The organism is Alcanivorax sp. HI0044 (assembly GCF_001634945.1).
The window spans coordinates 1-1012 of the sequence record NZ_LWEZ01000430.1 but is presented as its reverse complement, the minus strand read 5'-3'; the positions used below and the strand labels follow the sequence as shown (position 1 = coordinate 1012).

At 61.3% G+C, this 1012-nt stretch carries 1 protein-coding gene; it reads right to left on the bottom strand.

Annotated features, from left to right (window positions below; all coding sequences use genetic code 11):
• Positions 1 to 1012 (bottom strand): condensation domain-containing protein (locus A3730_RS05185; protein WP_231883854.1); only part of this gene is annotated, 1012 nt, incomplete at both ends.

Sequence of the window (1012 nt, the reverse complement as noted above, 5' to 3'; positions counted from 1 at the left end):
AACGGCCGCGTTAATGCCTCATGCTGGAGCGCCTCATGTTGGTGAGAGCGGGCTACCGCGTCCGCCCCGGTTTCTTCGCTCAGGTCCTGCCACTCAATAGCCACCGTGCCAGCATCGAGAATTCGCTGGTGGGGTTCGCCACCCGCCTCGATAAAACGGGTACGCAGGCCTTCATGATTGGCCACCAGAGTATTCAGCGCTCGTTGCAGAGCATCGCGATGCAGCTCACCGCGCACCTCCAATGCCAGCGGCATATGGTAGGCGCCGTTTTCCGGTTCCAGCTGTTGCACAAACCAGAGCCGACGCTGGGCGGCAGAACAGGGCAAGTCACCGTGGCGCGGCACCGGCTGAATCGCCGGCAGGGCATCCACCGGCTGACACAGCAAGGCACATTGCTTGAGCAATGGCTGCTCAAAAATCCGGTTCAGCGGCAAATCCAGCTGGTGCTGATGGCGCAGCCGGTTAACCATCTGTACCGCCAACAGCGAATGGCCTCCCAGATTGAAAAAGTGATCATCACGGCTGACGCTTTCCAGCCCCAGCAGGGATTGCCAGATTGCCGCCAGCACCATTTCGTTATCGGTTTGCGGCGCCTCGCCGCTACTGCCCGTCTGCCATTGGGGCAAGGGCAATGCCTTGCGATTCACTTTGCCCGCTGGCGTCAGCGGCATGGCTTCCAGGGTGATTAGCTGGCTGGGCACCATATAGTCGGGCAGGGAAATGGCCAGTTCAGAAAGGATAGCGGTAACGTCCAGCGATGGGACCTCGCTACCCTCGGTTCGCGGCTCAAGCGCCGCTCCTACCGAGGAGCGTGTGACGATGTAGGCTACCAAGCGATCTCCGCCCGGTGACGGCTGGGCGAGCACCACCGCTTCACGGACCTGCGGATGGGCGAGCAGGCGGCTTTCAATTTCGCCCAGCTCAATACGGAAGCCGCGAATCTTCACCTGCTGATCCACCCGGCCCAGGTATTCCATTACGCCATCGTCCCGGTACTTCACCAGGTCCCCGG